17 protein-coding genes are annotated in these 22,707 nt (G+C 53.5%); 6 read left to right on the forward strand and 11 right to left on the reverse strand.

Features of this window, described 5'->3' with window-relative positions; genetic code table 11:
- Positions 1-10: 10 nt before the first annotated feature.
- The gene (locus LVJ83_RS05685) at positions 11-499 is read left to right on the forward strand and encodes a PilX family type IV pilin (RefSeq protein WP_280515227.1); all 489 of its coding nucleotides are present in this window, start codon (positions 11-13) and stop codon (positions 497-499) included.
- A 235-nt stretch (positions 500-734) separates the two neighbouring features.
- Here the strand turns inward: LVJ83_RS05685 and LVJ83_RS05690 are convergent, their stop codons facing one another.
- Together LVJ83_RS05690 and LVJ83_RS05695 are read right to left on the reverse strand one after the other, a co-directional pair.
- The gene (locus LVJ83_RS05690; RefSeq protein WP_244787154.1) at positions 735-1,145 is read right to left on the reverse strand and encodes a hypothetical protein; all 411 of its coding nucleotides are present in this window, start codon (positions 1,143-1,145) and stop codon (positions 735-737) included.
- A 484-nt stretch (positions 1,146-1,629) separates the two neighbouring features.
- The gene (locus tag LVJ83_RS05695) at positions 1,630-3,399 is read right to left on the reverse strand and encodes an ABC transporter ATP-binding protein/permease (RefSeq protein ID WP_244787156.1); all 1,770 of its coding nucleotides are present in this window, start codon (positions 3,397-3,399) and stop codon (positions 1,630-1,632) included.
- 317 nt (positions 3,400-3,716) lie between these two features.
- Here LVJ83_RS05695 and LVJ83_RS05700 point away from each other — a divergent pair, with 317 nt between their 5' ends.
- The 3 genes from LVJ83_RS05700 to LVJ83_RS05710 all read left to right on the forward strand — a co-directional run bounded on the left by LVJ83_RS05700 (position 3,717) and on the right by LVJ83_RS05710 (position 8,095).
- Positions 3,717-5,939: a TonB-dependent receptor gene (locus tag LVJ83_RS05700; protein ID WP_244787158.1), complete on the forward strand. Its 2,223-nt coding sequence runs from the start codon at positions 3,717-3,719 to the stop codon at positions 5,937-5,939.
- A gap of 30 nt (positions 5,940-5,969) precedes the next feature.
- The gene (locus tag LVJ83_RS05705) at positions 5,970-6,308 is read left to right on the forward strand and encodes a hypothetical protein (protein ID WP_244787160.1); all 339 of its coding nucleotides are present in this window, start codon (positions 5,970-5,972) and stop codon (positions 6,306-6,308) included.
- Between the two features lie 716 nt (positions 6,309-7,024).
- On the forward strand, positions 7,025-8,095 hold the full coding sequence (locus LVJ83_RS05710; RefSeq protein WP_244787162.1) for an AI-2E family transporter: 1,071 nt from the start codon (positions 7,025-7,027) through the stop codon (positions 8,093-8,095).
- 358 nt (positions 8,096-8,453) lie between these two features.
- Here the strand turns inward: LVJ83_RS05710 and ruvB are convergent, their stop codons facing one another.
- The 4 genes from ruvB to LVJ83_RS05730 form a co-directional block, all read right to left on the reverse strand.
- A complete protein-coding gene (gene ruvB / locus LVJ83_RS05715) occupies positions 8,454-9,485 on the reverse strand; it encodes a Holliday junction branch migration DNA helicase RuvB (protein WP_244787164.1) in 1,032 nt (343 codons plus the stop codon).
- A gap of 422 nt (positions 9,486-9,907) precedes the next feature.
- The gene (locus LVJ83_RS05720) at positions 9,908-10,216 is read right to left on the reverse strand and encodes a hypothetical protein (protein ID WP_244787166.1); all 309 of its coding nucleotides are present in this window, start codon (positions 10,214-10,216) and stop codon (positions 9,908-9,910) included.
- 158 nt (positions 10,217-10,374) lie between these two features.
- Entirely contained in the window at positions 10,375-10,509 is a 135-nt protein-coding gene (locus LVJ83_RS05725) for a DUF3149 domain-containing protein (RefSeq protein WP_244787167.1), read from the reverse strand.
- Positions 10,510-10,719: 210 nt separating this feature from the next.
- Positions 10,720-11,730 (reverse strand): 2Fe-2S iron-sulfur cluster-binding protein, encoded by a 1,011-nt coding sequence (locus LVJ83_RS05730; protein WP_244787169.1) that lies wholly within the window; start codon positions 11,728-11,730, stop codon positions 10,720-10,722.
- Positions 11,731-11,854: 124 nt separating this feature from the next.
- Here LVJ83_RS05730 and LVJ83_RS05735 point away from each other — a divergent pair, with 124 nt between their 5' ends.
- On the forward strand, positions 11,855-13,186 hold the full coding sequence (locus LVJ83_RS05735) for a hypothetical protein (protein ID WP_244787171.1): 1,332 nt from the start codon (positions 11,855-11,857) through the stop codon (positions 13,184-13,186).
- Positions 13,187-13,279: 93 nt separating this feature from the next.
- On the opposite strand, the gene bamJ is transcribed toward LVJ83_RS05735, so the two are convergent.
- From bamJ to LVJ83_RS05750, 3 genes are all read right to left on the reverse strand, one after another.
- A complete protein-coding gene (bamJ, locus tag LVJ83_RS05740; RefSeq protein ID WP_244787173.1) occupies positions 13,280-14,047 on the reverse strand; it encodes a BamJ family beta-barrel-assembly machinery protein in 768 nt (255 codons plus the stop codon).
- Between the two features lie 127 nt (positions 14,048-14,174).
- Entirely contained in the window at positions 14,175-16,319 is a 2,145-nt protein-coding gene (gene speC, locus LVJ83_RS05745) for an ornithine decarboxylase (protein WP_280515228.1), read from the reverse strand.
- A 166-nt stretch (positions 16,320-16,485) separates the two neighbouring features.
- Complete coding sequence (locus LVJ83_RS05750; protein WP_244787175.1) at positions 16,486-17,448, reverse strand: calcium/sodium antiporter; 963 nt, start codon at positions 17,446-17,448, stop codon at positions 16,486-16,488.
- Between the two features lie 266 nt (positions 17,449-17,714).
- Between LVJ83_RS05750 and LVJ83_RS05755 the strand changes: the two genes are divergently transcribed.
- Positions 17,715-18,251 carry an Mpo1 family 2-hydroxy fatty acid dioxygenase gene (locus LVJ83_RS05755; RefSeq protein WP_244787177.1) on the forward strand — a complete coding sequence of 179 codons (537 nt, stop codon included), beginning with the start codon at positions 17,715-17,717 and terminating at the stop codon, positions 18,249-18,251.
- Positions 18,252-18,305: 54 nt separating this feature from the next.
- Here LVJ83_RS05755 and LVJ83_RS05760 read toward each other — a convergent pair whose 3' ends face one another.
- The gene (locus LVJ83_RS05760; RefSeq protein ID WP_244787179.1) at positions 18,306-19,091 is read right to left on the reverse strand and encodes a basic amino acid ABC transporter substrate-binding protein; all 786 of its coding nucleotides are present in this window, start codon (positions 19,089-19,091) and stop codon (positions 18,306-18,308) included.
- Between the two features lie 185 nt (positions 19,092-19,276).
- The gene (gene mfd / locus LVJ83_RS05765; RefSeq protein ID WP_244787181.1) at positions 19,277-22,669 is read right to left on the reverse strand and encodes a transcription-repair coupling factor; all 3,393 of its coding nucleotides are present in this window, start codon (positions 22,667-22,669) and stop codon (positions 19,277-19,279) included.
- Positions 22,670-22,707 lie beyond the last annotated feature (38 nt).

Raw genomic sequence — 22,707 nt, forward strand, 5'->3', positions numbered from 1 at the left:
GGAGTATATGATGGAGAAACCGCCGGGCCAACGTGGGTTTACGTTGATGGAAATGATGATTGTGGTGGCGGTGTTGGGCATTTTGGCCAGCATTGCCATGCCTTCTTATGCCCGCTATATGGAGCGCGGCCATTTGGCCAACGCCCATGCAGAGTTGGTCAATATCCATCATGCCATCAAGCGTTTCCGGGTTGCCAATCCGAGCGGGGCGGGCAGCGATACCGGCGGCAATGCGGCAGATACCGCCACCGAAGCGGGCTTGCAGCAGTTTGTGGCGAATCTTCGTCTGGAAAACACCGTGGAAGATAAATACCGGATTTCTGCAACCATGCCCAATGCCGCCGCCAACCGCCGTTACAACCTGTTGGCGATACCCCGGGAGCATACGGGTTATACCCTGGCCATATGGATGAGCAGCGCCGGCGAGGCTTACCGCTGCCGCAGCATAAGCGCGGCTCAAGCCTATCAAACCACGGGCAATTGCGAAATCATTCAGTAACGTGAGTTTGGGATAAGGTAATCCATGAGAGATAGTCAAACTCAAATAAATGCATCACGGGGATAAACTGAAGAGGGTGCGCAAGTGCAGTTTATCGGCTTGATAAGGCGGTGCTTTTTTATAGCCAAGACTCACCGAAATCAGGTGATTTTTGTGAATGGGTGTAAGCCATATGCCTTATCAAAAGGCCGTCTGAATAGATTTTCAGACGGCCTGTTGCTTGTATGGCGGCAAGTTACGGAATATTGGAAACCGGCTGCTTGCGCATAAACTTCCATTTCACGGCGTAGCCGAATAAAGCGGGAATCACGGCGATGATAATTTTGAAAGTCCAAGTGGCATACCACGGTTTGGTGATAACGATGGTATCGCTCGAGGCGCCCGGCATCAAGATATCGCTGACGGCATACCAATCGAGATAAGGCCACCAGCAGGCCACCAGCAGGCCGAGGAAAATCGGCCAAATCATGCGGCTGGCATTGCGTTGCCAGATGATAAAAAACACCACTGCCCAAATCAGGGTGAGCGCGGTAATCAGCAGCGCGGTGTGGGTGGGGGCGCCGAAATAGTCGGCAGCAAAATAAGTAAGCACCACCCACAGTGCGGCCAATATGGCCATAATGAATTCTTCGGGGCGTTTGAGCATGATTCGGGTTCCTTCAATGTCGTAAAAAGGCCGTCTGAAAGCGGCAGAATGGTTTGCTTGAATATTACCGTAATTTTGGCTGTTTGGGTATTTACAAGCGAAAAGCCGCCTTTTTAGGCACATGATTGGGTATGCCATGAAAGATAAGGCCGTCTGAAAGCTTAAACGTGCGGTTCATGTTTTCAGACGGCCTAATGGTAGCCGGGCAATATGGTTTGAGCCGATATCGCTGAATTCATCAGCTTGTAGAAGGCGGAACGGGGGGCTTGGTGCGCTGAATGAAAGACTCAAAATTCCCTCATAAACGAATGGTCAGGATGCCCTAGGGTGTCCTGACCATTCATATATCATCATCTTTTTTGCGCTAAAAGCACATCTGCTGCGTTAAAAAGCCTCGCAAGATGCCCAATCTTGCTACGTTTTTTGCCTTGCATCTGTACTTTTATCACAAAAAATCTGAGTCATTCTGAATGGTCAGGATACCCTAGGCGCAAGCTGTCTGCCCCACATTCAGGCTGAGATTATGGAACGCGGCCAGTGTGTTGCGGTGGCCGATGCTGATAATCATGCTGTCGGGCAGGCGGGTTTTGATTAAGGCATATAAGGCGGCTTCGGTTGGCTCGTCGAGCGCGGAAGTGGATTCGTCCAGCAGCACCACCTGCGGTTGCACCAACAAAATGCGGACAAAGGCGATGCGCTGCAATTCGCCGGGCGAAAGGCGGTGTTGCCAGTCGCTGAGTTCATCAAGTTTGCCGGTTAAGTGGCCGAGCCGGCAATCGTGCAGGGTGGCCGCCAGTAAGGGGTGGTGCGGATTGATATCGGGATAACAGATGGCTTCGCGCAAGCTGCCCTGCGGCGTGTAAGGGCGTTGCGGCACAAATAATATCTGCCGCAGCGCCGGGTGGCGGATGGTGCCGCTGCTGCCGAACGGCCACAATCCTGCCAATGCCCGCAGCAGTGAGGTTTTGCCGCAGCCGCTGGGGCCTTGTATCAGCAGCGAATCGCCGCGCCGCACGTGAATGTTGACGCCATCGAGCAACACCTCGCCGTTATTGCGGTAGAGCGCCACATTTTGCAGCTCGAGGCCGTCTGAAATTTCTTCCGTTGCTGCCCGGCGGCTGTGCGCCGGTTGTTCGAGGCTGCTTAAAAAACCGCTCAGGCGCTCCAGCCGTGCACGGTAGACAGTGAATTGGCCGTAAAAATTGCGGAAAAACGACATCGCTTTTTGCAGGCGCGCAAAGGCTTGCACCGTTTGCTGCATATCGCCGATTTTGATCTGCCCGGCAAAAAAACGCGGCGCTTGCAGCATCAGCGGCAGCAGCTGCATCACTTGTGAAAAAATATCATTAAATCCGCTGAGCGACACGCTTTGGCGGGCAATGCGCCAGCGGTTGCGGATAATGGCGGCAAAGCGGCCGGCGAGCTGCTGTTGCTCCTGCCATTCGCCGTTATAAAAAGCAATGCTTTCGGCATGGTCGCGGATGCGGATAAGCGCATAACGGTAATTGCCGTTCAGCTTTTCATTGTCATAATTGGCGCGGATCAGCGGGCGGCCGATCCACATGGCAACGGCGGTGGCCAGCAAAATGGCGATATACACAAAAAACACGATGCCGCGCGGAATTTCAATGCCGAACACCGGCAACACCCCGGCCAGGCCCCACAGCACAATGGTAAATTCAATGGTAGACAATACCGAATTGAGCATGCCGCGTACAAATTCGATGGTCGACACAATAAAATCCTGTGCATCTTGTTGAATACGCTGATCGATATTATCAGGCGCATGGCGCAGCATTTGCAGGCTGTAATAATTTTTATCGGCCAGCCAGCGCGAGGTTAAGATGCCGTTGAGCTTTTCCGACCATTTAATCGCCAGCGCCTGATCCAAAAAATCATTGAAAATACCGTTGACCGCGCGAATCAGCATCACTGCGGCATTAATCAGCACCGCCGTCCAAAATACGGCCGCGAGCTTGTCTTGCAAGGCGCTGTAGGCGCTGTTGTAGAGAAAAGTGTTTAACACAAACAGGCGGATTTCAGTGAGCAGCAGCAACACCATCACGCCCAGCAGCAAGATGATTTTGCCGCGGCTGCGCTTATTGAGGCAGGGCTTGAGAATTTGCCAAAACTGCTTGCCGAAGCGGGTTTTGCCCAGCAGAAACACCGCCAGCGCGAGCACCAGCACCACACCGCAGAATGTTTGCAACAGCCACAGCGGTGTGGCCTGTAGCTCGATTTGCCATTTTTGCATGAGAAACTTTGTATGAGGCCGTCTGAAATCATTTTCAGACGGCTATATCAATAGGATGAGTGATTTTAAATCTGAATATCTGCACAAGATAAGACTTGTGAAATTTTATTACTTTTTGTGCGGCAAAATCTACTGCCATCATCAAGCAGCATGCGCGGGTGTTATGAAAACGCAACATAATGGTTTTAAATAGCCGTTTTGCAATATTTTTGATGAAAGCATGCCGATAAAAAGAATATAATAACGAAAATTAAGCTGATTGAATACAATTCTCAAGCGCAAAGTATTTTTATTTCTTTTTGATGCGAGTATACACAATGACACACAAACTGGCTTTAATTCCGCTGCTGCTTGCCAATATGCTGGCTCATGGTGCAGAAGCAGCGGCCGATGATGCAGAAGCAGAAGCGCAGGCGCAGCTGCCAACCGTGCGGGTGAGCGGCAAAGCCACCCGTTCGTTTTCGATTGCCAGCGACGGCGACCTGCGCGACCGCGTAAACTTGGGCTTGCTCGGCAAAGCCAATGCATTTACCGCGCCGATTACGGTGGTGAGCTATGATGAAAAAGTGATTAACAACACCGAAGCGCGCACGCTGGTGGATGTGGTGGCAAAAAACGATGCTTCTACATGGTCGTTCGGCGGTGAAACCAACACACTGACCGGCCTCTATTTTCGCGGCTATCAGCTTGATTCGCGCCAGTTTAGCGTCAACGGTTTGGCAGGTATGTACGGCACGCAGGGCACATCCAGCGTGCAGGTGGCTTCGGCACAGCTGATTAAAGGCGCCAGCACGGCGGTAACGGGTATGGATCCTGAAGGTGCGGTGTCGGGCGCAGTGAATATCGAAACCAAAAAAGCGGCCGATGGGGGCAACCGAAAAATCGGCATCGGCTATTTCAGCGACAGCCGTGCACAAGGCACGTTTGATTTGGGGCAGCGGTTCGGCGCCGCTAAAGAATGGGGCGTGCGGGTTAACGGCAAGCTGCGCCACGGCGATACGCCACGGCAAGGTTATTCTGAAGACAATAAAGAATTTGCCTTAAATGCTGATTATCGCGGCGAAAAACTGCGTATGGCATTTGATTCTATTTATTCCAAACGCAAAACCAACGGCGGCCGAGCCCGCATCCAAGATATTCAAAATGCCGAAGGCCGCCTGTTTGATGCCTTAGACGGCGATATTAATCTGGTGCCGGGCTGGCAGTATCAAAATACGCGCGGCCAAACCAATATGTTTACCTTTGAATACGACACCGATTATGATTTTCAGGTAAGCGGCGGTATCGGCTATAACGATGCACGTTATTCCGGCATTTTGGCTTCGCCGCTTGCAGGTGCAACCGGCCAAAACTACCGCACCGGCACTTCTCGGTTGACCGACCAGCGCTTTAAAACCTTGAGCATGAATTTATCGGCGCGCGGCGAATTTGAAACCGGCAGCGTCAGCCATAATTGGAGCACCGCGCTTGACCGCGTCAACCGCAAGCGCCTCACTTATCGCGGCGCTTCGGCCAGCAGCAATAATCTGACCATTGATCCGAGCAGAAATATTGCGGACCAATTGGCTGCTTTGAATGCCGATTACAGCACCGCATGGGATCCGAATCCGACAGTTAATTCAAAGGTTAAAGTAACCAGCCTGGCCTTGTCCGACACCCTGGGCTTTGCCGGCAACAAATACCGCCTCACTTTGGGCGGCCGCTTCCAGATGGTGGATCAGAAAAACAAAGTGGCCGGCACCGATGCCGATGCAAGCCGCTTCAGCCCGATGGTGATGGCTGCATGGGTGCCCACGCCTGATTGGGTGGTATATGGCAATTACATGGAAGATTTGGAGCCGGGTGCCGTCAGCACCGACAGCATCACCGATGAGACTACCATGGCCGATCCGCGTGTGAGCCGCCAATTTGAAATCGGTGTGCGCAAAAACTGGGGCAATTTTGTGACCACGCTGAACGCCTTTCAGATTACCCGCCCCGGCTACTGGCGCGGCAATACCGCATCGGGCACAGATTTTGCCGCAAGACGTGCGGCCGGCTCTGCTTACGCCGGTTCGGAGCAGGGTAAAGAGCGCAACCGCGGGGTGGAATTCAATATTTATGCCAATCTGTTTGATAAAACCCTGCGCCCGAGTTTTGGCTTGATGTATTTGAAATCTGATTTGATTGATTATCCCAATTATCAAGACAACTTGGTAAACGGCACTCAGGTAGCCAACCCGAAGGTAGTGGCCAAAGCCGGTGTAGAATGGGATACCCCGTTTGTAAAAGGCCTGACCTTAAACGGCCATGTGCAGCATTACGGCAAATCGTATCAAGACACCGCAAAAAGATACAGTTTCCCGTCGTATACCGTTGTTGATGTGGGCGCGCGCTACAGCACCAAGCTGAGCAGCAAAAATCAGCTGACCGTCAGCGGCTCGGTGGAAAACCTGTTCAACAAAAATTACTGGCAGGTGCAGCGCGGCCAATACGACCGCAGCTTCGCCGTGCTCGGCATGCCGCGCACCTTATGGTTGAAAGCGGAATTGGCCTTTTAAGCGCCCTGAATACGAAAGCAGCAGTGGAGCTTGAAAGTTAAAATCAAGCACGGCAGCCGGGCTGAGACGGAACATACCCACATTGATGGGTATGTTTTTTATGATGTTGAAAAAATCCTGAAGTTTGACTCGGGTTTGATACCCATTCACCAAAATAACCTAACCGCGCTGAAGCGCCAAGCCAACCGGCCCCATACTGGCTGTACTGCCTTCGGCCCGCTGCCTTGTTGGTTTATTGTTGTGAATGGGGATAAGTCTTTATGCTGCATCAAAAATCAGCGGGCAGGGCGGCAGGCTGAAGGCCATACTGTTGCAAAAACCGCTTTATTGCCGCTGGATTGCCGGGATTTCGCTCTGGGCGCCAGATGATGGATTGGCCGGAATCAAATGTTTCAGACGGCCTGTTATCGGATGATTCTTAGCGTGATGATGGTGTATTTATAACGGTTGCGGTAAACAAATGTTGCAAAGGCCGGATTATCGAATCGCCGAACAGTTGTGCTTATGAGCATGCAGTAAAGGTGGCGATGATTGATTTTATTGAATATTTTGAAATGATTCTTGTGTGGGTCGTGCTATAGTAAAGATTGAATGCTTTCTGAGAAACTGCCGGCGAAACCGAGCCAATCAACCTTGGCGGGCAGGGAGTTTGGAGAAGGCAACAGCTGCGTTTGCATGGCTGAAAAAAGGCCGACAACATTCGATGCGGCGGCGCGCGCTGCGTTTACACGACGGAATGTTTATTTAATTGCGTTTGAATGGTTTCAGACGGCCTGATGTTTGCCGTTGCGTTTAGGCAGCTGCTGTTGAAATAATCCATTTTGCCAAATTTATTGACCGCCGGTTTGGGCTTTATATTTTATCAGGGCGGATGTTGAAGCTGTGTTTGTGTGCCGAATCTGCCGTTTATTTGCAGAGGCCGTCTGAAAAATTCAGGCTGCTTTTTGTTGTGTTGAAAAATGGAGCTTGCGATACCGGTAAAATCTTGTTGCCGGTATTGCCGGAAAGCTGTTTTATCGTTGTGCCGGCTGGTCAGGCAGGCGGTTAAGCTGGTATGCTTGCGCCAATTTCAAAAGGAATCGGGTATGTATCAAAAGAAAGTGCGCGGTATCAGGCCGTGGATGTTTGGCGTGGCGGTGCTGGCGGTGGTGGTGTGGCTGTTTTATGCGCTGGGCAATATTCTGACACCGTTTATTGTGGCGGCGGTATTGGCTTATATTCTGAACCCGTTGGTGGAAAAGCTGCGCGATAAAGGAATGAAGCGCGGCTTGGCTTCGATGCTGGTGATGATATTCTCACTGATTGTTTTGTTGGCGTTGGTGCTGATTATTGTGCCGATGCTGATTAATCAGTTTAATAATATGGTAACGCGCCTGCCGCAAATGATTAATTTTGTGCAGCATGTGCTGTTGCCTTGGGTGAATCAGTTTACCAATGAGCGGGTGGCGCTGGATACGGGCTCTATCATGGCATGGCTGCAATCGCATGCCGGCTCGCTGAATGCAGCGGTGCAGAAATTCGCGCCTACGCTGATGCGGCAAAGCAGCACTTTGGTGATCGGGGTGACGAATTTTCTGCTGCTGCCGTTTCTGCTGTATTATTTTTTGCTGGATTGGCAGCGTTGGTCGCACGGCATCCGTGCGCTGGTGCCGCGCCGTTATATCGATACCTACACCCGCATCAGTGGCAATATGGATAAGGTGTTGGGCGAATTTTTGCGCGGGCAGCTCACGGTGATGCTGGTGATGGGGCTGATTTACGGCGTGGGGCTGATGCTGACCGGGCTGGATTCGGGTTTTGCCATCGGTATGATTGCGGGAATTTTGGTGTTTGTGCCTTATCTGGGGGCGTTTACCGGCTTGTTGCTGGCTACATTGGCGGCTTTGCTGCAATTCGGCTCGTGGCAGGGTTTGCTGATGGTGTGGGGAGTGTTTGCCGTCGGCCAGTTTATCGAAAGCTTTTTTATCACGCCGCAAATTGTGGGAGACCGGATTGGTTTGTCGCCGTTTTGGGTGATTTTTTCGTTGTTGGCGTTTGGCCAGCTGATGGGCTTTGTGGGCATGCTGATCGGCTTGCCTTTGGCGGCGGTAACGCTGGTGTTGTTGCGTGAAGGGGCGGATGTTTATTTTAAAAGCCGTTTTTACCGGCATCAATAAACGCTGCAATCTTCAATGGCAGTAGTATCGGAATATGTTGTTTATCAGGCCGTCTGAAAATATTTTCAGACGGCCTTTGTTGATTGCATTATATCTATTCATAAAAGTAAGCGAGCAAGGCGGCGAGCGGAAGACAGTAAAACAGTACGATGAGGCAGGTCGACGCCGTGAGATTATTTTTGTGAATGGGTATGACGCAAAACAATAAATTTCAAATCGTGCGAGGCTGTGCCGCATACCTTACATCAACGTGTATTATTTTTATATATTTGAACAGCATGCGGCGGAAAGCAGGGTAGCGCCCCGTAAGGTTGTTTGCCGAGCAGCGATTGAAAAACTGATCAAAGATGAGCCGCCGTTATTTTTCGACCGGCAGCCCGAAATGCCGATAGCTGCGTTCGGTAGCCATGCGGCCGCGCGGGGTGCGTTGCAGAAAACCTTGCTGAATCAGATAAGGTTCGATAACGTCTTCGATGGTGTCGGTGGATTCGCCGATGGCTGCGGCCACGTTTTCCAGGCCGACGGGGCCGCCGCTGAATTTGTATAAAATCGCTTCCAGAAACTTGCGGTCCATCACATCCAGCCCGGCTGCATCCACATCCAGCATCGAAAGGGCAGCATCGGCGGTTTCAGCGTTAATCACGCCGCTGTGTTTCACTTCGGCGTAATCGCGCACGCGGCGCAGCAGGCGGTTGGCAATGCGGGGGGTGCCGCGGCTGCGTTTGGCTACTTCCATTGCGCCTTCGCCGCCCATATTCAGTTGCAGCAGTTGTGCCGAACGGGTGACGATGGTGGCCAGATCGGCATGTTCGTAAAATTCCAGCCGCGAAACTATGCCGAAGCGGTCGCGCAGCGGATTGGTAAGCATGCCGGCGCGGGTGGTGGCGCCTACGAGGGTAAACGGCGGCAGGTCGATTTTGACCGAACGGGCGGCGGGGCCTTCGCCGATCATGATGTCGAGCTGGTAGTCTTCCAGCGCGGGATAGAGAATTTCTTCTACCACGGGGCTGAGGCGGTGGATTTCGTCGATAAACAACACATCGTGCGGTTCGAGATTGGTCAGCAGGGCGGCCAGGTCGCCGGCGCGTTCGAGCACGGGGCCGCTGGTTTGGCGCAGGTTAACGCCCAATTCTTTGGCGATGATGTGCGCCAGTGTGGTTTTGCCCAAACCGGGCGGGCCGAACAGCAGCGTGTGGTCGAGCGCTTCGCCGCGCTTTTTGGCCGCTTCGATAAAAATGGCCAATTGCTCTTTGGCTTTGGCCTGGCCGATATAGTCGGCCAGCGTTTTCGGGCGCAGGGCGCGCTCAAGCAGCTCTTCTTGCGAAGAGATGTTTTGGGCGCTGATGATGCGTTGTGGTGCGGCGGCGGTAAGGTTGTCGGTTTGCAGCATGGGTGTCGGCTTGAGGAAAAGGGCAGTAAGAATGATACCTGAAATTGCCCGGCTTGGCTTGTGATACCCGTCCACAAAAATAAGCCATAGGGGGATGAAGAAAACACCCTAAGGGCAAGTGGATAAGGTAAATTAATTTGGTCGGGTTGTTTTTCGAATAAGTTGTAGTAGCCGTTTTTTAAACGGGCTATCAAACCCTCAGGCCGTCTGAAAACAGAAAACGGTTTCAGACGGCCTAGGGTGTCATGACAATTCATATATCATCATCTTTTTTGCGCTAAAAGCACATCTGCTGTGTTAAAAATCCTCGCAAGATGTCCATCTTGCTGCGTTTTTTGCCTTGTATCTGTACTTTTATCACAAAAAATCTGAATCATTCTGAATGGTTAGGACACCCTAGACTTTCCGGCAGTTTCCCGGAATCATCGGGCACGCATCTGCCGCCACATTTGGTAATCGCGCAGCGGCGGCACGGGCGGGTTGAGGCAGTGCGGGCATACGCCGGTAATGTCTTCATCATCTTCTTCGATGTGCAGCGCGTTGGGGTCGAATTTGGCTTGCTGCATCACGGCCTGTGTCAGTGCTTGCGCCTGCACGACGTCGAATTCGAAAGTAGCGAGAATTTCGGCCAGCAAATCGTGTTCGGCGCGGCTGAATTGCCGGCTGTGGGTTTCAATCATGCGGATATAGTCGGCATTGCGGATTTTAAGCGTGAGCAGCTGGGCGTGCATGGAAGTGGCCGTCTGAAAAAACTGGTGTGATTATAGCGTAAAACAGGCGGATTCGGGGCGGTAGCGGCGGTTGTTCCAATTTGTGAAGGCAAAAAAAAGGTGTGGTACGAAACCACACCCAAACACACACACATCAAGAGGAAAGAGATAACGGTAAATCAATTTTTCGGGCTGCTGTCTGCTTGCTTTTTTACCCAAAAAAATAAAAAGGTTGCAATCACCATCACAAATAAAATAGTAATCATTGATAAGATGCCTACCGGCGATTTAAATAATTCGTTCAGCAGTTCCATGTTGTGTTCCCTTTGTTTGCTGTTGATTTCATTATTTGCTGGGTGTGATTATAGATAAAAACCATTATCAGGTTTTGATGCAAGTCAATGTTGGCACCATTGCGTGGGAAATATTGAAAATAAACTGTTTTTTCGGGGCGGATGGCTTGTTTGGCAGCCGGCCTGAAATCAAAAAAACCGCCCGGGCGGGGCGGTTTGGCCGGTTGTTGTTCAGACGGCGGGTGAAAAAGCATCGGAAAAAAAGGCTTCGGGCGGTAGGCCGCGCTCGTTTTCGAGGTGTTTTTGTGCGCCTTCAATCATGTCGGTCGAGCCGCAGGCATACACTTCATAACCCGATAAATCGGCATAATCGGCCGCCACATGTGCCTGAATATAGCCGCGGGCGCCGTTCCAGCCTTCATCAGGGCGGGAGAGCACCGGAGTGAATTTTGCATCGGGTAATTGCGCCAGCAGGGCTTCGGCGGCGGGCAGGGCGTATAAATCGGCTGCTTTGCGGGCGCCCCAATAAAGATGCACCGGGCGGCGGCTGCCGGTGTCTATCATATGTTGCAACAGGCTTTGAATGGGGGCAAAACCTGTGCCGGTGGCCAGCATCACCATCGGTTTGTCGCTCTCTTGCAGGGTAAACGTGCCCAATGGGCCGCGGATGCGCATAATGGCTTTTTCTTTGACGGCCGCTTCTTCGCCAAACAGCATGCCGGAAAACAAACCGCCCTCGCGCTTGCGGATATGCAGCTCCAGCATATCGGTCTGAGCGGGGCTGTTGGCTATCGAATAGCTGCGGGTGTGGTTGTCTTTCAAGAGTAAGTCGATATATTGGCCGGCCCAAAATACAAACGGCGGCGCTTTGGGCAGCGAGAGCTTGACGATGGCCATGTCGTGGCGGATGTCAACACTGCAAACGCGCACGGGCAGGGTTTTGACCGGCGGTGCGTCGGCGCCGTTATAACCGGGCACTTTCAACTGCACGTCGCTTTTGGCGGTGCAGCAACACATTAAAATCTTGCCCTTGGCCGCTTCTTCGCTGCTCAGTGCCAGCTCGGCATGCGGGCCTTGTTCGACTTCGCCGCTGATTAAATCGGCTTTGCATTGGCCGCAAATACCGTTTTGGCAAGAATGGGGCAGGTTGAGGTTTTGGCGTTTGGCCGCCGCTAAAATCGGTTCGCCGCTGTTAACGGTGAAAGCGGTTTGATCGGGAGCAAGGGTAACGGTGTAAGACATGGTAAAGGGCGCAGCCGCAGGTAAAAATAAGATTATAGCGAATTTCCCCCACTATTGCTGGCATAGCCCGATTTTCTATCGTAGTATGAAATTCCTATAAACATGATAAATAAAGGGGCAGGAGATGAGAACAACATTATTGGCTGCGGCATTGGCAGCATTGGGTTTGAGCGGTTGCAACAGCTTGAGCGGTAAAACGCCGCAGGAAATGATGCAGATTTCGATGGCACGCAGTTTGAAGCAGGATTACAGCTATAATTTCAGTGGCGAATCAAGGATATATTTAAGCAAGCAGGAAGACGGTGTTGCGCCTGAAGTGGCCGGGTGGGGGCGCGAGCGTACCGGGCAGGCCGACGGCCAAACCGATGGTGAGGCAGCAGGTGCTGAGGGTGCTGAAGCAGATCAGGATGCCCTGATGTCTGCAACCGGCCGGGATTTGATGCAGGCCTTGACATCGGGCGGTGCGGGTCGTGGTTTGGGCAATAAAATGGCTGATGCTTTGCAGAAATATCCGGGGCTGGCAAACTATCTTGCCAATGGCCGCATCAACTTTGATGGTGCGGTGGATTTGCGCCAAGAATTGATGGAGATTGTGCCAGAGCTGGTTTTAAACGGGCGCAACGAGCAGATTGCCGTCAAAATGCCGATATTGCTTGACGGTAAAAACATGAGCATCACGGCCGATTTGCCCGACAGCGTGCAGATGGCTTTGAATTTTAAGGTTGGCGAACCGATGCGCAAACGGTTGGGGCATGAGCCGATACGCATTACCATGAAAGATGAAAACAAAAAAGGCATTCCGGTGCGCAATGCCGTGAAAGCTGCGGTTTACGCCAGTTATAAAGCTTATGGCGAACTGCCGCCGCAGTCGTTCAAGCTGAGGGAAATGGATGATTTCGGCAGGCAGATCGGCGGCCGCTACCGGCTGGAGTTGGTGATGGATGATGAAACCAACAAAGCTTATTATGAGGCGGCCGTGCGTGAATTTTCAGCCAAGCTCGACGAATTGGCGCAATCCTCGCCCGAAGCCGGCGCCACGCCGGAAGGATATGAAAAAGTGCGCAATATGGCTAAAGGGTTGATGCGTTTGGTGAATGGTTCTGTGAGCTTCACCAGGCTTTACGGCGGCCCGGCATTTGTCAGCTTTTATCTCGACGGCAAGGGGCGGATGCTGGGTATGCGCCAATATATGCAGTTTAACGGCAGCAGCGGTCAGGCATTGAATATCGACAGCAACCTCAAGCTGTATCATTTTGGCAAACCGGTGTTTACTTTCAAACCGCAAAATGTCAAAACCATTGGCTTAGACGAGTTGATGATGTCTATGCAACAGAAAAATCAGGCAAAATATGATGCGCGTCATGGGCGTTCTTCATCTGGTCGGGCGGATGCGGTTGCAGAGATTGCGTTGCCGTTTCAGCCGCATGTGGTTGAAGAAAAAGTGCTGGCCGAGTAATGGTTTGTTGGCGGCGGCATGATATGAAAGGCCGTCTGAAACAACTTATCACACAGGTTGTTTCAGACGGCCTTTGTTTTTTGGCTGAGGCGGTTACTTTTGGGCTTCGCCTACTTTTAACAATTTGATATCAAACACTAATGTGCTGTTGGGGCCAATTTTATCGCCCATTGCGCGGTCGTCATAAGCCAGTTTGGCCGGCACGAAGAAGGTGTATTCGCCGCCTTCTTTCATCAGCTGCAAGCCTTCGGTCCAGCCGGGAATGACTTGGTTGAGCGGGAAGACAACCGGTTCGTTGCCGTGTTGTTTGCTGCTGTCAAACACGGTGCCGTCGATCAGGCGGCCTTCGTATTCTACGGTTACGACATCGGTGGCTTTGGGTTGTGCGCCGGTGCCTTCGGTTTTCACTTGGTATTGCAGGCCGGAAGCGGTGGTTTTCACGCCTTCTTTAGCGGCGTTTTCTTTCAGGAAGGCTTCGCCTTTTTCCAGATTGGTTTTAGCGTCTTCCACCATTTTGGTTTGTGCTTTTTGCTGTTGTTCCGCTAAAAACGTCATCATCACTTCTTGCGCCTGTTGCTCGCTCAATTTGGCTTCTTTGCCGTCGAGCATGGTTTCCAGGCCTTCATTGAAGCGCTTGATGTCGATGTCGGTGCCTTGGTCTTTCATCTGCTTGAGTGTGCGGCCGATGTCCATACCCATGGCGTAGCTGGCTTGCTGGGTGGGGTTGCCCAAATCGGCTGCTGCGGCCGAAGCGGCTTGCGTGCCTGAGGCGGCATCGGTGTTTTTCACTTCTTGTTTGCAGGCGGCCAAAGCCAGCGTTGAGGCCAGCGCCAAGGCGCCGAGCTTAAAGGTTTTGTTCATAAGAAATCCTAGATGGAAAATGAAAAAAACATTATAACCAAGTTTACGTTAAGTTGATGGGCAGAATGTAATAATCAGGCCGTCTGAACATAAATTTGTTTCAGACGGCCTTTGTCAAAACACGGTTTTATTTCACCACATAAGCCAGTGCGTATTTGCGGCCTTGCTCGTCGCGTTCCCAATACACGCCTTGGATTTCCGGCTCGAAGCCGGGCAGTTCGTTAACGCCTTCTTCTAGAGCGCGGAAGTATTGCAGCGCTGCGCCGCCCCACACTTCGCCGGGCACGATACACAATACGCCGGGCGGATAGGGCAGCGCACCCTCGGCGGCAATGCGGCCTTCGATTTGGCTCAGCGGCACGAGCTCAATGCGGTTGCGGATGTAGGCATCGTGGGTTTCAGACGGCATCTGTTTGAGCTTCGGCCATTTGTCGCGCTGAAACATGTCTTGCAGTAATTGGTTGAGATAGTGTTTGCGGTAGAAATCGTGCATTTTTTGGCACAAATCCTGAATGCGCATATTTTGGTAAACAGGTTGCGCAGCCACCAGGCTCGGCAGCATTTCACGCACGAATACGTTGGCTTCGTAAAGCTCTTCAAAGCGGGCGATGGTGGCGACCAAATGCTGGAATTTGGCCATGTTTTCCGCCGGTGTGAGCAGAAACAGAATCGAATTAAGGTCGGCTTTTTCGGGAATCAGCGAGCGTTCGCGCAGATAGTGCGCCAACACCGAAGCGGGAATGCCGTGCTCTTCATATTCGCCGGTTTCGCGGTTGATGCCGGGGGTGGTCAACAGCAGCTTGCAGGGGTCGATAAAATATTGGTTTTCGGCATAGCCGTCGAAATCGTGCCACGCGGCATCTTTGGCAAAACGGAAATAGCGGATGTCGTCGACCATTGCTTCGGTTTCGTGTGCCTGCCAGGGTTTGCCGTCGATTTCGGGCGGCACAAACGGTTTAATCAGCTTGCAGGTTTGCAGCAGCATTTTGCGCGCATCGATGCCGCCGATCACGCATTCGCGCCACATGCGCTGACCGGCCTTGCCTTTGTGCATTTTGGCGTTGACATCGAGCGAGGCAAACAGCGGGTAAAACGGGCTGGTAGAGGCGTGCATCATAAAGGCATTGTTGAAACGCTTGTGGTTGCAATAGCGCGCTTGGGTGCTGATGTGGTTGTCTTTTTTATGGATTTGCGAAGTTTGCGAAAAGCCCGCCTGCTGTTTGTGCACCGATTGGGTGACCAAAATGCCGGGGTCGTTTTCATTTAATTCGAGCAGCAGCGGCGAGCAGTCGCGCATCATCGGGATAAATTGCTCGTAGCCCACCCAGGCCGAGTCAAACAGAATGTAGTCACACAAATGGCCGATGCGGTCGAGCACTTGGCGGGCGTTGTAAATCGTGCCGTCGTAAGTGCCGAGCTGGATAACGGCCAGCCGGAACGGCCGCGCATCATCGGCGCGTTCGGGGGCTGTTTCGCGGATGCGCGCGCGGATGCTTTGTTCGTCGAAATCGGCAGCGGGAATGCCGCCGATTAAGCCGTAGGCATTGCGGGCGGTTTGCATATACACGGGAATGCCGCCGCTCATGGTAAGCGCGCCCTGATGCACCGATTTGTGGTTGTTGCGGTCAAACAAAACCAAATCGCCTTTGGCCACCAGTGCGTTGATGCAGACTTTGTTGGCGGCAGATGTGCCGTTGAGCACAAAATAGGTTTTGTCGGCGTTATACACTTTGGCCGCGTGCGCCTGTGCGGCGTAGGCCGGGCCTTCGTGAATCAGCAAATCGCCCAGGCGCACATCGGCGTTGCACGAATCGGCGCGAAACAGGGTTTCGCCGAAATAAAGAAAGAAACGGCGGCCGGAGGGGTGTTTGCGGAAAAACTGGCCGCCTTGATGGCCGGGGCAGTCGAAAGCGGCGTTGCCGTAGTCGGTGTAGTCTTTCAGCGCTTGGAAAAACGGCGGGTCGAGCGAGTCGATATAATCGGCGGCCGCGGCGTTAATCAATTGGCCGTTGTAGTATTTTTGGTCGAGTGACAATTCAATCACGCCATACACTTCGGGCAGCCATTCGGCAGGCACACTCTGGCCGTATTCCACCGCGGCAAAAATCGGCACGGGAAAACCGATGCGCTCCAGCTCTTCCCACACCATGGGCAAATCGGCTACCGTGGCCACCACCGCGCAAACATTGGTGAAATCGGTCATGTCGATGTCCATTGTTTTGTAGTCGCACTCGAATGCAAATTCCGTGTCTTTGCTGGCCGCGATTTTCATGGGCTTATCCTTTGTATGTATGCGGTTTGTAGGCTTTTTCTCGGGTAAAAGAATAGGGCAAACAGGTAGGGGTGTCTATATTTTTTAAAAGGCCGTCTGAAAATATTTTTCAGACGGCCTCAGGTAGGTGTATGCGGTGCAGACAGGTTATTTTTGTGAATGGGTATTAAAACGAAGTGCCGACCAAATACGCCGTATAAGCAACATAAGCCGCCAGCAGCACACCGCCTTCGGTGCGGGTGATACGGCCGCGGCGGCCCCAGGCAAAAGCCAGCAGCAGCACGGTGAGCAGCGCCATCACCAGCACATCGCGGTTTAATACTTCGGCCGCCACCGGCATGGGGTGGATAAGCGCAGCCAAACCCACTACCGCCAGCGTATTGAAAAGGTTGGAGCCGATCACGTTGCCCAGCGCGATATCATGCTCGCCTTTGCGTGCGGCGGCCACCGAAGAAGCCAATTCGGGCAGAGATGTGCCCACCGCTACCACGGTGAGGCCGATAATCAAATCGCTCACACCCATGCTTTGCGCAATGCTGACGGCACCCCACACCAACAGGCGCGAGCTGAGCACCAACACCACCAAGCCTAATATCAACAGCATTAAAGCGCGGCTCAAAGGCATTTTGGCGGCGGGATTGGCAAACTCATCGGCAATATCGCCGACGATATTGTCTTTGCCTTTCATGTTTTTCAGCACCGTGTAGCCCATAATCAGCGCCAGCGCCAAGAGCAGCACCATGCCGTCGGCTAGCGATAATTCGCCGTCAAACAGTTGCGCAGCCGCCAGCGCCGTAACCGCCAGCAGAATCGGCAGCTCGCGGCGGACAATCTGCGGGCGCACCGCAATCGGGCTGATTAAGGCGGTGATGCCCAAAATCAGCGCAATATTGGTAATGTTGGAGCCGTAAGCATTGCCCAAAGCAATGCCCGGGCTGCCCTGCATGGCCGAGAGCACCGACACCACGATTTCGGGTGCGGATGTGCCGAAGCCCACAATCACCATGCCGATTAAAAGCGGCGACATGCCGAAATGTCCGGCAGTGGCGGCGGCGCCGTCCACAAAATAATCGGCACTCCATACCAACAGTATCAAACCGGCAATCACAGCCAAAACGGCCCAAATCATAGTGTTTCCTTGTGTGTGTTATCCATAAAACGGTGGCGAATATTAACAGATTTTCCCTATAAAGCCGATGTGCCGTTTTGGGGCGGTGTGCTGTAGGGTGCGCTCAAATATGATATCAAGCGCATGTTTTATTAGTATTTTTCAGACGGCCTGAAGATTGCTTTGGTTTTGCCGCCGAATGGCGCAGCCTGAAAAAACGCTTGCATCTGTATCGGAAATCATACACGATGGCCTGAAAAACAACGGGGTCGGAACAGGAGAATACCATGCAGAAACACAGTCGGGCGGTACGACCGCTCAGCAGCTATGCCGCCTATCACCGCGACAAACGCAATATTGCCAGCCATTTTATCGGCATTCCCTTGATTTGGCTGGCCATTGCCATCTTGCTGGCCCGCCCCGCATGGTTTGTTGGCGGGGTGACGGTTTCACCGTTATTGCCGGCCGCCGTTTTACTCTGCATTTATTATTTCCGCCTGCACCGCACATTGGGCTGGCTGATGCTGGCGGTGATGCTGTTCACTTATCAGATTGCCGCCTATACCGCGATGCAGAGCACCGGTGTGTGGCTGACAAGCGCATTGGCGATGTTTGCCGCCGGCTGGGTGATTCAGTTTGTCGGGCATTATTACGAGCAGAAAAAACCCGCTTTTTTCGACGATATCCGCGGCCTGATTATCGGCCCCGTGTTTATGATGGCCGAAGCCTGCTTTATGCTCGGGCGCATGAAAGATTTGCAGGCCGCCATCGAAGCGCAGGTGGGGCCGGCAGTTATCAAAACGCGCCCGAATAAGGCCGTCTGAAAAGGTTTGCCGACTGCCGGCAAACCTTTTCAGACGGCCTTTGCCAGTTTGATATTATTGCGCGAAATACTTCCGGTAAATCGTTTCATATTCGCCGCTGTCGCGCACTTTTTGCAACGAGGCGTTTAGGGTTGCCAGCAATTCTGTTTCATCCGGCCGCACGGCAATACCGTATTCTTCTACCGGAAAATCAGGCACTTCGATAACGGTAAAATGGCTGTTGCCGTTATTTTTCACATAATTGCCCACCACAGCGCTGTCGCTGATCATGGCTTGTGCACCGCCGGTTTCTAAAGCTTTGACCGTGAGCGGCAGGTTTTCGAAGCGGGCGATTTTCGGGCTGGTGGTGCCAAACAGCTTCTGCGCGGCATAATCGCCGGTGGTACCGGTGCTCACCGCGATTTTATCGAGCTTGGCCAAATCGTTAACCGATCGGATATTCTGGCCGTTTGAAACCAGCACCACTTGCTTCACTTCAAAATAAGGCTTGCTGAACGCCATGCTTTGGCGGCGTTCATCGGTAATGGTGATGGCCGAAATCAGAATATCGTTGTCTTTGCTCTTGAGCGAGGCAAATAGGCCGTCCCACGGCTGGTTTTTATATTGGATATTGAAACCGCCTGCTTTGGCCATGGCATCCATCAGATCGACATCAAAACCATGCACCCGGCCTTGGCTGTCGGTGGATTCAAACGGCGCGAAATTGGCGTTCATACCAACATTGTAAACCTTGTTGGTATGGTCGGCGGCATGGTTTCCGCTTTGGGCGGCGGGCTGGCAGGCCGCGAGCATCAACGCAGCGCTCAGGGTGGCAAGCAGGGCGGTGGGTTTGACAAACATGGCGGGCTCCTTTATCGGCATCAATGGGACGGTCGATATAGTTTAACTGATTGTTGACACAATAATCGGTTAAATTTAAGGCAGGGCCGCCTGAAACCCATTTACAAAAGTAAGCCAACAGTGCTGGCTCATCTTGTTCGCTTACTTTTGTAAATGGGTTTCAGACGGCCTCTGTTTATAAATTGTTATTTCCCCTGTAATTTCTTCAATACCGCTTTGGCCGTCTGAATCCGTGTGTCTACATCTTCCATCACCGCATGCACTCTTAATTTGTTCTGTCCGGCCAGGCGGTAGTTTTTGTTGTTTTGAATCAAGAGAATGATTTCGGCAGGGTCGATGCTGTGGTTTTTGCCGAAGGTCAGGGTAACGGCTTCGGAGGTGGCGTCGATGGCATCGATGCCCAGTGCTTTGGCGGCCAGACGCAGGCGGTGGCTTTCGAGCAGGGTTTTGACGGGTTGTTCGGGCAGGCCGAAGCGGTCGACCAGCTCTTCGTGCACGGCGTTGATTTGCTGCTCGGTTTCGCAGGTGGCGAGGCGTTTGTAGAGCACCAGCCGTTCGTGGATGTCGGGGCAGTAGCTTTCGGGCAGCAGCGCAGGGCTGTGCAGCTTGATATCGGTGGTGACACCCAGCGGGGCATCGAGGTCGGGCACGCGGCCTTTTTTGAGATCGCGCACGGCTTGTTTGAGCATTTCGGTGTAGAGCGAAAAGCCGACCTGTATCATTTCGCCGCTTTGGCCTTCGCCGAGGATTTCGCCGGCGCCGCGGATTTCAAGGTCTTGCATGGCCAAGGTGAAGCCTGCGCCCAAATCATCGGCGGCGGCGATGGCGTCGAGGCGTTTTTCGGCGTCTTTGGTGATGTATTCGGGAGTGAGCAGGTAGGCGTAGGCTTGGTGGTGGCTGCGGCCGACGCGCCCGCGCAGCTGGTGCAGTTGCGCCAACCCGAATTTATCGGCGCGGTTGATGATGATGGTGTTGGCGTTGGGAATGTCGATGCCGGTTTCGATGATGGTGGAACAGAGCAAAACGTTGAACCGTTGTTGCAGAAAGTCGCGCATCACTTGCTCGAGCTCGCGTTCGCGCAATTGGCCGTGGGCTACGCCGATACGGGCTTCGGGCAGGAGCTCGGCCAGCCGCTCGTGCATGTTTTCGATGGTTTCGACTTCGTTGTGCAGAAAAAACACTTGGCCGCCGCGTTTGAGCTCGCGCAACACGGCTTCGCGGATGCTGGCTTCGCTGAAGGGTTTGACGAAGGTTTTGACGGCCAGCCGGCGGTTGGGGGCGGTGGTGATGAGCGAGAAATCGCGCAGGCCTTCGAGCGCCATGCTCAGCGTGCGCGGAATCGGCGTGGCGGTGAGGGTGAGGATGTCGACATTGGCGCGCAGGCGTTTGAGCTGCTCTTTTTGGCGCACGCCGAAGCGGTGTTCTTCATCAATAATCACGAGGCCGAGGTTTTTGAATTCGATATCGGGCTGCACCAGTTTGTGGGTGCCGATAACGATATCGACTGTGCCGTCTTTCATGCCGGCCAAGGCTTGTTGGGTGGCTTTGCCGCTGTTGAAGCGCGACAATTGGGCCACTTTGACGGGAAAATCGGCGAAGCGGTCGGCAAAGTTTTGCGCGTGTTGCTCAACCAGCAAAGTGGTGGGGGCAAGTACGCACACTTGTTTGCCGCCCATCACGGCTACAAAGGCGGCGCGCAGGGCAACTTCGGTTTTGCCGAAGCCGACGTCGCCGCACACCAGGCGGTCCATCGGTTTGCCTTGGGTGAGGTCTTTCAACACTGCGCCGATGGCGGCGGCCTGGTCTTCGGTTTCTTCATAGCCGAAGCCGTCGGCAAAGGCTTGGTAGTCTTGCTCGTTTAATTCGAATTTGTGGCCTTGCTGGGCGGCGCGTTGGGCGTATAAATTCAGCAGCTCGGCGGCGGTGTCGCGCGCCTTTTCGGCGGCACGGCGTTTGGCTTTGCTCCATGCGCCGCTGCCGAGTTTGTGCAGATGCACGTTGTCGTGGGCGGCGCCGGAGTAGCGGCTGATGAGGTGCAGTTGCGACACGGGCACATACACGAGCGCTTCTTCGGCGTATTCGAGCAGCATCATTTCGCCGCTGCCTTCGCCCAAATCCATGTTGACCAGCCCCATGTAGCGGCCGATGCCGTGTTCTTCGTGCACCACCGGGTCGCCGATGTTGATTTCGGCCAAATCGCGCAACAGGCCGTCTGAAACGGCGTTGTGTTTGCGGCGGGTTTTGCTGCGGCTGCGGGCCACGTATTGATAAAGGTCGGATTCGGTGATGACGGCGATACTTTCAGACGGCAATTGAAAGCCGTAAGCCAGCGGGGTAACGGTAAGGCACAGCGGTGCATCGCTGTGCAAAAAGGCCTGCCAGTTGTCGACTGTTTGCGGCTTGATGCCGTGTTGCTGCATAAAACCGAGCATGGTTTCGCGGCGGCCGAGGCTTTCGGCACACAGCAGGATTTTGCCCGCAAAGGCCGTCTGAAAATCTTGCAGCGCCTGCAAAGGCTGTTCGGCCTGGCGGTTGACGGCTACATCGGGCAATGTGTGCGCGGGGCTGTCGAATTCGGGCAGGATTTGCGGATAGGGTTTCAGACGGCCTGAAAATTCGCTGTCGCTGAGATACAAATGCCGTGGATGTAAAGGCGGGTAGGTTTCATCGCCTTGCGCCATGGCAAAACGGGTTTTGACATCGGCCCAATAGCGCGCCGCCTCGGCATGGGCGTCGCCGATGCAGACGGCCACGGCATCTTCGCCGATATAGTCGAACAGCGTGGCGCAGTCGTCTTCAAAAAACAGCGGCAGGTAATATTCGACGCCGGCGCCGAAATGGCCTTTGCTCACGGCTTGATACACGGCGGCATGGGCGGGGTTGGCTTCGATTTCTTCGCGGAAGCGGGCGCGGAAGATTTTTTGCGCATCGGTATCGGTGGGAAATTCGTGTGCCGGCAGCAGGCGGATTTCGCTCACCGGTGCGAGGGTGCGCTGGCTGTCGGGGTCGAAAGTTTTGATGCTGTCGATTTCATCGTCAAACATATCCAGCCGGTAAGGCGCTTCGCTGCCCATCGGGAAAATATCCAGAATGCCGCCGCGCACGGCGAATTCGCCCGTGGCCACGACATTGGTCACGCTGCTGTAGCCCGCTTCCACCAGGCTTTCGCGCAAAGCATCGATGTTTAGCGTTTGCCCCGCCTTCAGCCAAAATGTGCGTCCCGCCATAAACGACACCGGCGCGAGCTTTTGCATTGCCGTGGCAACGGGCACAAACAGCACGTCGGCCTGTTTGTTTTTCAATTGCCACAAAGCCGACAAACGCTCTGATACTAAATCCTGGTGTGGCGAAAAGCGCTCGTAAGGCAGCGTTTCCCAGTCGGGCAGAAAGACGGTGGTGTCTTGCGGCCGGAAAAACTGCCACGCAGCCTGAAGGCGCAGGGCTTGTTCCACATCTTGGGTAAACACGGCTTTGAGTGTTTTTTCGGGCAGGTTTTCGGCGAGAAACAGCGGCAGGCTGCCGCGCGAGAGGCCGGGCCAGACGGTTTTTTGAGCAGGGGCGGGAAGGGTTTGGTTCATAAACGGCACGCAGGTATGGCCGTCTGAACGCCATCTGT

Source organism: Uruburuella testudinis, from assembly GCF_022870865.1.
GTDB classification, from domain to species: domain Bacteria; phylum Pseudomonadota; class Gammaproteobacteria; order Burkholderiales; family Neisseriaceae; genus Neisseria; species Neisseria testudinis.